Genomic DNA, 8,376 nt, shown 5'->3' with positions numbered 1-8,376 from the left:
ACAGCGCACACTCATCATGAGCGGGTTCGTCGTCACCCTCGCCGGAATCGTCGTTCTGCTCCTGCTGGTGCGTGCATGGGCCAGTGCATGGGCGTTCGCGCCGGGCCTGTTGCTCATCGGTATCGGCCTGGGTGCGATGCTCACACCCTCGGTGAACGTCGTGCAGTCGGCCTTTCCGGAGGAACAGCAGGGCGAGATCTCGGGCCTGTCGCGGTGCGTGTCCAATCTGGGCTCGTCCCTGGGCACCGCGGTGGCAGGTACCGTCCTTGTCGTCGGCCTGGCCACTCCGGATCGTTCGTACGCACTGGCGATGATCGTCCTGGCGGTCATCGGCCTCGTCGGACTCGCCGCCTCCGCATTCCTTCCCTCGACCACCTCACGCGCTACTTCCACTGCACGCTGACCGCACTGCACCACCGGCGTGCAGATCCGGTGTTTCCATAATGAAACACCTTTACCGCCAACGGATGCGGAAATCGAGGGAACGGTGTTCTTTCACGTCGACGGTGGGCGGCGGGGAGTGCCCGTCGACCAGTATTCCGGTTCGACGTCAGCGACATCGACGTCGTGTCCGAAGAACTGGCGGGCCAGCACACGAGCGCGGTCCTGCACCTCCGCCGGGGTGAGCTCGTCTGCCAGTACCAGCGACAGCCTCGCCACGCAGTCGCTCGGCTCGTCGATCCGGTGTACCGTGCACCTCCAGTCGCCCATCAGATTCGTCCCGCCGAACCCGTCGTCGCGTCGGGCGGGCATGCCCGACGCGGAGGCCGGTCTCGTGCTCAGGACGCGAGAATCCTCGCCTTCTCCCTCTCGAACTCGGCCTCGGTGAGCACGCCTTGCGCCTTCAGTTCGGCGAGGTCCTTCAGCGCGGCGATGCGGTCCGCCCCGCCCGGAGGCGGGCCGGCCGCGGCCGGTGCGGGCTCGGGTGCGTACTGTTCGGGCCGACCGTACTGTGCTTGTTCCTGCGCACTCCACCGCGCTCCCTGACGTCGGGAGACCCGGTTGGAGACGGCTGTCGCAGTCCCCGCTACGACTGCGGTACGAGCCACCCCACGAAGCAGTCCCGGCATGATGATCTCCTCACGTATCTCGTTCGCCCGAATCATGTTTCGACATCGAGCTTCTCCAGCGAAGCCAAGATGCTCTGTACCGGGATACGCCCGGATGCGACGAGTTCGGCGCCGTTGCGACGCAGTGCCCGCGCCAGCGGAGCAGCCCAGGTGTTCTCGTAGACGAGCACGGCGGCCGAGCAGCCCGGTTCGAGCGCGGCTCCCGCTTCGTCGAAGTCGGTGTCACCGAGCAGGCCCGAGGACGCCTCCGCGAACAACGTCACGTCGACCTCTCCTTCGAGTCCGACCTCGGAGATGTCGATCCCGGCGACAGAACCGTCCGTGTCCTTGCGGACGAACGCGAGATCGAGCACCCGGATGATGCCGCGCTCGACGAGGTCGAGCAGCAGCGGTAGAGCAGAACCGTTCGGCGGTCGGTCGGCTGGGAATTCGATGACGAGATAGTCGACCGGGCCCATCTCGTCGATATCCGAATCGGTCACCTGGAGCCTCGTTTCGATGAAAGATCGTTCGCGGAAGCCGGGAGCCGACCTCCGCCGGTGTCGTTCGAGAACAGATCCCTTCGTGTCGAGTATGACCACCCGGAGGCCACTTCCGAAGCGAATAGAGACCAAATTTCCTACGGAGAGGTCCTCGGCGGCGCATACTGATTCCGGCCCCGGAGGGGGAGGCGATGCAGGGATGACCACGAACACCGGCGCGGGCGGTGAAGATCCCCGACCGGGCCGACTGGACGACGACGAACGCGCCGAACTCGACCGGCTGCGCGCGGAGGTCGCCACTCTTCGGGAACGAACCGTTCCCGGGACGAAACCCGTTCGCGAACCACGGCCCCCGAGACACGGATGGCGCTGGGCTGCGGTTGCGTTGCTCACCGTGCTGGTCGCGATTCTGGCCGTCCTGTCGGTCACCGCACGATTCGTGCGCAGCGAGATCCTCGACACCGACCGGTACGTGAGCACCGTCGCCCCCCTGGGTTCGAACCCCGCCATTCAGACACAGATCGCGAATTCCGTCACCGACGAGATCTTCACTCGTGTGGACATCGAAGGCCTGACGACCGACGCACTGGTTGCTCTCACCGACGCCGTTCCGGCCACGGAGAACGCGCCCCGTGTCGACCGCGCAGTGGAGGGACTGGCACCGGTGATCACCGGGCAGGCGCGAAGCTTCGTCAACCAGACGGTGCTGTCACTCGTGCAGAGCGATCGATTCGAGGATCTGTGGATCCAGGCCAATCGCGCCGCCCACAACGGCCTGGTCGCGGTGGTGACCGGGAATGTCGGTCCGTCGTCCGTGACGATCGACGACGCAGGTACGGTGAGCATCTCGCTCGGCACGGTGATCGACAACGTGAAGGCTCGCCTCCTCGACCGTGGTTTCACGTTCGCCGAGAAGATCCCGAGTGTCGACAAGCAGTTGGTTCTGTTCCGATCACCGGAACTGGTCCGGGCACAACGAGCCGTGAACACCCTCGACAACGTGTCCGATGTACTGCCCTGGATCACGCTCGCCGCTGCTGCCGCCGCAGTCGCGGTCGCGCCGGCAGGGCGCCGCCTACGCGCACTCGCGTTCGTCGGCCTCGCGCTGGTCGTCGGCATGTTCGTTCTGGCGGTCGCCCTCATCATCGCTCGATCGCTGTATCTCGACGGTGTTCCACCCGACGTCCTGTCGCCGGATGCGGCTGCCGCTATCATCGATGCCGTGCTGGTACCGCTGCGGACCAGCCTTCGGGCGGTCGCGGTCCTCGGGTTGGTGATCGCTCTCGGTGCCTACCTCACCGGTGGTTCGTCCTCCGCCGTAACCGTCCGGCGCGGGTTCGGCCGCATCCTCGACGCCGTGCAACGATTGCGCCGGCCGCGCCCGCCGAATCCCTTCGAGGAAGCAGCTTTCCGTGCCCGCATCATGATCCGGTCGGTCATTATCGGAGTGGCCGCACTGCTCGTGATGTTCTGGCGTTACCCCACCGGGCTCGTGGTCGCGCTCATCGTGCTGGGTGCGGTCCTGGCGCTGCTGGTCCTGGAACTGGTGATCAGACCCGCACGCACCGTCGAGGAGCATCCGGCGATCGAGGATCAGCCGACGACCTGATCGCCGCTACGACCGGTCCTGCCGATGAAGGCGTTCACCGCGTCCTCGACGGTCGGGTGGAAGCGAGTCGGGTCGAACCTGTCTCCCACCCCGAATTTGATGAGCCGGTCCTTGATCGGCCCCTTCATCTCGGCGAACACGAGCCGGATTCCGTTGCCTTCCAGATAGGTGTCGAGGTCGACGAGTTCGTCGACGGCAGTGGTGTCGAGTCCTGTGATCGGTTCGGCCGCGATGATCACCCATTCGACCGGTGCTTCGGTTCCGGCGACCACCGAGCGCACGTACTGATCGAAGATCTCACCGTTGGCGAAGAACAGCGGAGCGTCGAACCGGACGAGCACCAGACCCGGGATACGGGTCCCGTCGGGATGACGCTCGACGTCGTGAAATCCCGGACGGTCTGCGGTCCGTACGAGTTCGGTGCGGTACGGCTGCCACGCGCGCGCGACCACCGAGACGAAGGACAGACCGATCGCGACGAGGATGCCCTGCAGCACGCCCACCAGAGCGACTCCGAGGAAAGCCGCGACCGCCAGCCCGAACTCCACCGAGCTCATCCTCCACATACGGACCATGCCCCGGACGTCGACCAGGGCCGTGGCGGCGACGATCACCACGGCGCCGAGAGTCGCATCGGGCAGGTAGGTGGTCAGACCAGGAGCAACGAGTACGAAGACGAGGACGGCGACCGCGCCGACGACACAGGCGAACTGGGTACGCGCGCCGCTCTGCTCGGCCACCGGCGTCCGCGATCCGCTCGCCGAGATCGGGAACCCCCCGAAGAGTCCCCCGGCGATGTTGGCGACACCCACCGCCTTCATCTCCGTACTCCCGTTCACGTTCTCGCCTCGGCGCGCAGCGAACGTGCGGGAGAGCACCCCGGTGTCGGCGAAGGCGATCAGCGCGATACCGGCCGCCGGTCCGACGAGCCGGGCCACGTCTCCCCATCCGACCCCGCCGAACGACGGGAGCGGGAGCCCCTCGGGCAGCGCACCGACCATTCCGATGTCGTCGGTGAGATCCAGCGCGGCGGAGGTCACGATTGCTCCGACGACCGCGACCAGGACTCCCGGTATCCGCGGCAACCACAATCGGAAGCCGACGATGACCGCGAGGGAGGCCACCCCGATACCGGCTGCGACCGGGTCGATCCCGCCGCCCGCCACGGCTTCCCCGATCTCCCGGATCTCCCCCAGGAGGCCGGACGCGTCGACCGAGAAGCCGAGCAGTTTCGGCAGTTGCCCGACGATCACGACGAGCGCGATCGCATTCAGGTAACCCAGCCGGATCGGTTTGGACAACAGTTCGGTGACGAAGCCGAGACGGAGGAACCCTCCGACGAGCAGGATCACGCCGACGAGCACACCGAGTATCCCGGCGAAGACCAGCGCGCTCTCCGGGTCGTCGGCGACGGCGAGCGGGAGGACGGCCGCTGCGATGAGCGGCGCGAGCGACGAGTCCGGGCCCAGGACGAGGATCTTCGACGGGCCGACCACGGCATAGGCCAGGAGCGGAACGATGGTCGCATAGAGGCCGGCATAGGCAGGCAGTCCGGCCGCTTCCGCGTATCCCATTCCGGCAGGGATGAGCAGTGCGGTGAGCACGAGACCGGCAGTGATGTCCGGTCTCAACCACTCGCGACGGTAGGCACGAGCCGTGGCGATTCCGGGAAGCGCCCCCAGGCCCTTGTTCCATGACATGACCCGGCCTCAGTGAGCACGCGCGGGAGCGACCGCCACCGGCGCGGGGATCGACCGGTCCGGTGTGCGTCGGTGACGCCGGATCGCCTTCTCCGCTTCCACGACGACCGGAATGATCACCGACCAGCCGATGCAGACCAGCCATTGAGCACCTGTCAGCGACGTCGTCATGAGAAGGTCCTGCAAAATGCCCGACTCGACGGCGAGCACCGTGACCACCACCGGAATCGACAGGATCCGGAGGGCGCCCACGATCGGCGCGGCGAATCCGGATTCCGGATCGCGTCGCATGGACAATCCGGCGAGAACGGAGCCGAAGGACAACACGACGAAAGCGGTCGTCATCGGTACCGTCGGTTCGGTCGTGCTCATCTCGCCGGGAGCGAGGAGCATGGCCGCGAGTGCGACGGCGAACTGAAGGGTTCCGTAGACCGTCCACTGCACGAAAGCGGCCCTGTTGGCGATGGGTGTCTTCGGGTCGCGGGGCGGCTTGTTCATGAGATCCGGCGAAGGTGGATCGAGCATGATGACGGCGACCGGGAACAGCGTGATGAAGAAGTGCTGGAACAACACCATCAACGGCGTCAGGGCGACGCCGTCGTTGATGTCGAAGATGCTCGCGACGAGGAAGAGCAGGACGAGCGACAACAGCTTCGACATCTGGTACCGGATATAGGACACGATCTTCTCGTAGATGTTGCGACCCAACCGGATCGCAGTGACCAATGTTCCGAAGTTGTCGTCGGTCAGCACGATTCTCCCGGCCTGTTTCGTCACTTCGCTGCCCGACCCCATCGCAACGCCGATGTCGGCCTTCTTCAGCGCAGCGGCGTCGTTGACAGCGTCTCCGGTCATCGCCACGACCGCCCCACCCTTCTGCATGAGATCGACGAGGCGGAGCTTGTCCTGGGGAGTGACCCGACCGAATACGTGCAGGTTCGGAAGGTCCGCCGCCAGAGCTTCGTCGGACATCGCTCGAAGGTCGGGTCCGCTGACGACCCCTGGTCCGAGACCGAGTTCGGATCCGATCGCGGACGCGGTGATCGCGTGATCACCGGTGATCATGCGGACATCGATACCTGCCGCGTGCGCGGTACGTACCGCCTCGATCGCCTCGGGCCGTAACGGATCGATGATGCCGACCATCCCGACGAAGGTGAGATCCTCGACGAAGGACATCGGGTCGGCCCGTACCGCTTCCTCCTGCCCGTCGACGATGCGAACGGCGAACGCCAGTACCCGCAGCCCTCTCTCGGACAGAGTCCGGTTCGCGGCGACGAGTTCGTCACGGGCCGCGTCGAGCGGAACCGCGTGCCGCCCGGGCCGATAGGCGGTACCGCACTGTGCCAGAATCACGTCCGGGGCACCTTTGACGAGTTCGACGAAGCGCGTGGCGCCGTCGACCGGAAGGTGATGGAACGTCGCCATGAACTTGTACGCGGAGTCGAACGGCACTTCGGCGACGCGGGGGTACGACCGTCGGGTGAGCGGAGCATCGATGCCGAGCTTGGCGGCGAGCACGACCAGCGCCGCCTCGGTGGGATCTCCGACGACGACGCCGTTGTCGGAGACCGTGGCATCGCTGTCGAGGCACAATCCGTAGGCGAGGAGCGTGAAGTCGGGCAGATCGTCACCGGCGACGCGCGTGATGCGCCCCGCCTTGCTGTAACCCTCACCCTCGACGGTGTACCACCGGGTGTGAAAATACAACGAGCGCACCGTCATCTGGTTCATCGTGAGCGTACCGGTCTTGTCCGAGTTGACCGCGTTCGTCGCACCGAGCGTCTCGACATCGGAGAGATTCTTGACCACGGCCTTCGCCTCGGCGAGCTGTCGGGCACCGAACGCGAGCATCGCCTGGACGAAGGTCGGCAGACCGGTCGGGATCGCCGACACTCCCATGGCGATGCCCAGCAACAGCACCGTGGTCAGATCCTGCCCGCGGATCACACCGATGATCACGATGACGGCAACCGCGGTCCAGGCGATGACTCCGAGCAACCTGGTCAGCGAATCGAGTTCGCGTTGCAACGGCGACTTGCTCGGAGCCACCGCCGACAGCATCGACGCGATCCGGCCCATCTCTGTGTCCATGCCCGTCTCCGTCACCACCATCGTTGCGGTGCCACGAGTGACGGACGTGTTCTGGAACAGCATGTCGGAGCGATCGCCCAGAGGAACGTCACCCATGGGAAGAGTCGTGGGGTCCTTCGGGACGGGTGCGCTTTCTCCTGTGAGTGCTGCTTCCTGGGTTTCGAGCGTCGCCGACGTGATCAAACGTCCGTCCGCAGGCACCAGGTCTCCGGCTTCGAGTTGCACGATGTCGCCCGGAACCAGGTCGGTCGCCTCGATCTCGCTCAGCACTCCGTCGCGGATCGTTCGCGACTGCGGAGTCTGCATTCTCGCGAGGGCATCCACACTCGCACGGGCCTTCAGTTCCTGCCGCGTGCCCAGGACGACATTGAGAGCGACCAGGACGACGACCACGAGGGCGGTGGAGATCTCACCGATCACGATGCTGACGACCGTCACGGCGATCAACATCAGGTTCATCGGATCCCGTACCTGCCGCAGCGCGATCGCCCACATCGAGGGTGCGGGTTCGGAGACGATCGTGTTGGGGCCGAAGCGCCGGCGACGCTCGTCCGCCGCGCCCGTCGTGAGACCGGACCGTTCATCGGAGGACAATGCGGTGATCACGTCGGCGCTGTCCGTTGCATACCAGGATGTGTGTTCGCGATCGGGGACGAGGGCGTTCGCTCGGTCCGGACCGGATTCGGTAGTGGCCATCGCCGTTCGTCCTTCCGTACCGGAGATCCTCAATAGAGCGTCGGTATCCAGTGAAGAGGTTGTGCCGGCGCCGTGTACCCGGCAGCGTCCTGTCGCGGCGGCAGGACGAACTCGGGGCGCTCGAGCGGCTCGTAGGGAATCTGGTCGAGCAGGTGACCGATGACGTTGAGCCGGCCACGCTTCTTGTCGTCGTTGTCGACGACATACCAAGGCGCCCAACCGGTGTCGGTCGAGTGGAACATCTCGTCCCGCGCTCGGGAGTAGTCGTACCAACGTCTGTACGATTCCAGGTCCAGGCTCGAGAGTTTCCAGATCTTGCGGGGGTCGTCGATGCGACTCTGCAGCCGCTCCGTCTGCTGTTCCTGGCTCACTTCGAGCCAGTACTTCAGGAGGATGATGCCGGAGTCCACAATCGCGCGTTCGACCGTCGGGATCATCTGGAGGAAATGTCGCGCTTCCTCCTCGGTGCAGAAGTTCATCACTCGTTCGACGCCGGCACGGTTGTACCAACTGCGATCGAAGATGACGACCTCACCTCCGGCCGGCAGGTGGGGTACGTAGCGCTGGATGTACATCTGGGACCGCTCACGCTCCGTGGGAGCGGGCAGTGCGACGACGCGGAAGACCCGGGGACTCACTCGTTCCGTGATCGCCTTGATGACACCGCCTTTACCTGCGGTGTCGCGGCCTTCGAACAGGATGCAGATGCGGGCACCGGACGATCT

At 65.6% G+C, this 8,376-nt stretch carries 8 protein-coding genes; 2 read left to right on the top strand and 6 right to left on the bottom strand.

Features of this window, described 5'->3' with window-relative positions:
• Positions 1-403: MFS transporter (locus tag R1101_RS0111495; RefSeq protein WP_026003164.1), on the top strand; the 403-nt coding region annotated here is incomplete at its 5' end.
• A 92-nt stretch (positions 404-495) separates the two neighbouring features.
• Here the strand turns inward: R1101_RS0111495 and R1101_RS0111490 are convergent.
• Genes R1101_RS0111490 through R1101_RS0111480 form a run of 3 tightly spaced genes read right to left on the bottom strand, consistent with a single transcriptional unit; the run spans position 496 to position 1,552 of the window.
• Positions 496-753: a hypothetical protein gene (locus R1101_RS0111490; RefSeq protein WP_016933578.1), complete on the bottom strand. Its 258-nt coding sequence runs from the start codon at positions 751-753 to the stop codon at positions 496-498.
• Between the two features lie 26 nt (positions 754-779).
• Positions 780-1,070, bottom strand: a complete 291-nt coding sequence (locus R1101_RS0111485) for an SHOCT domain-containing protein (protein ID WP_026003162.1) — start codon at positions 1,068-1,070, stop codon at positions 780-782.
• A 32-nt stretch (positions 1,071-1,102) separates the two neighbouring features.
• On the bottom strand, positions 1,103-1,552 hold the full coding sequence (locus tag R1101_RS0111480) for a DUF6325 family protein (protein ID WP_026003161.1): 450 nt from the start codon (positions 1,550-1,552) through the stop codon (positions 1,103-1,105).
• 199 nt (positions 1,553-1,751) lie between these two features.
• Between R1101_RS0111480 and R1101_RS0111475 the strand changes: the two genes are divergently transcribed.
• Positions 1,752-3,161, top strand: coding sequence for a hypothetical protein (locus tag R1101_RS0111475; RefSeq protein WP_016933575.1), 1,410 nt, complete (start codon positions 1,752-1,754; stop codon positions 3,159-3,161).
• On the opposite strand, the gene R1101_RS0111470 is transcribed toward R1101_RS0111475, so the two are convergent.
• The 3 genes from R1101_RS0111470 to ppk2 all read right to left on the bottom strand — a co-directional run.
• The gene (locus R1101_RS0111470; RefSeq protein ID WP_016933574.1) at positions 3,146-4,861 is read right to left on the bottom strand and encodes a SulP family inorganic anion transporter; all 1,716 of its coding nucleotides are present in this window, start codon (positions 4,859-4,861) and stop codon (positions 3,146-3,148) included. The genes R1101_RS0111475 and R1101_RS0111470 overlap by 16 nt on opposite strands.
• A gap of 9 nt (positions 4,862-4,870) precedes the next feature.
• Positions 4,871-7,651: a cation-translocating P-type ATPase gene (locus R1101_RS0111465; RefSeq protein WP_016933573.1), complete on the bottom strand. Its 2,781-nt coding sequence runs from the start codon at positions 7,649-7,651 to the stop codon at positions 4,871-4,873.
• Positions 7,652-7,680: 29 nt separating this feature from the next.
• Positions 7,681-8,376, bottom strand: a 696-nt coding sequence (ppk2, locus tag R1101_RS0111460) for a polyphosphate kinase 2 (RefSeq protein WP_016933572.1), incomplete at its 5' end; no start/stop codon positions are given.

The sequence above is a fragment of the Rhodococcus sp. R1101 genome (genome assembly GCF_000278445.1).
Taxonomy (GTDB): domain Bacteria; phylum Actinomycetota; class Actinomycetes; order Mycobacteriales; family Mycobacteriaceae; genus Rhodococcus; species Rhodococcus gordoniae.
Note: the sequence above shows the minus strand (reverse complement) of the source record. Positions and strands in the feature narration are given on the sequence as shown.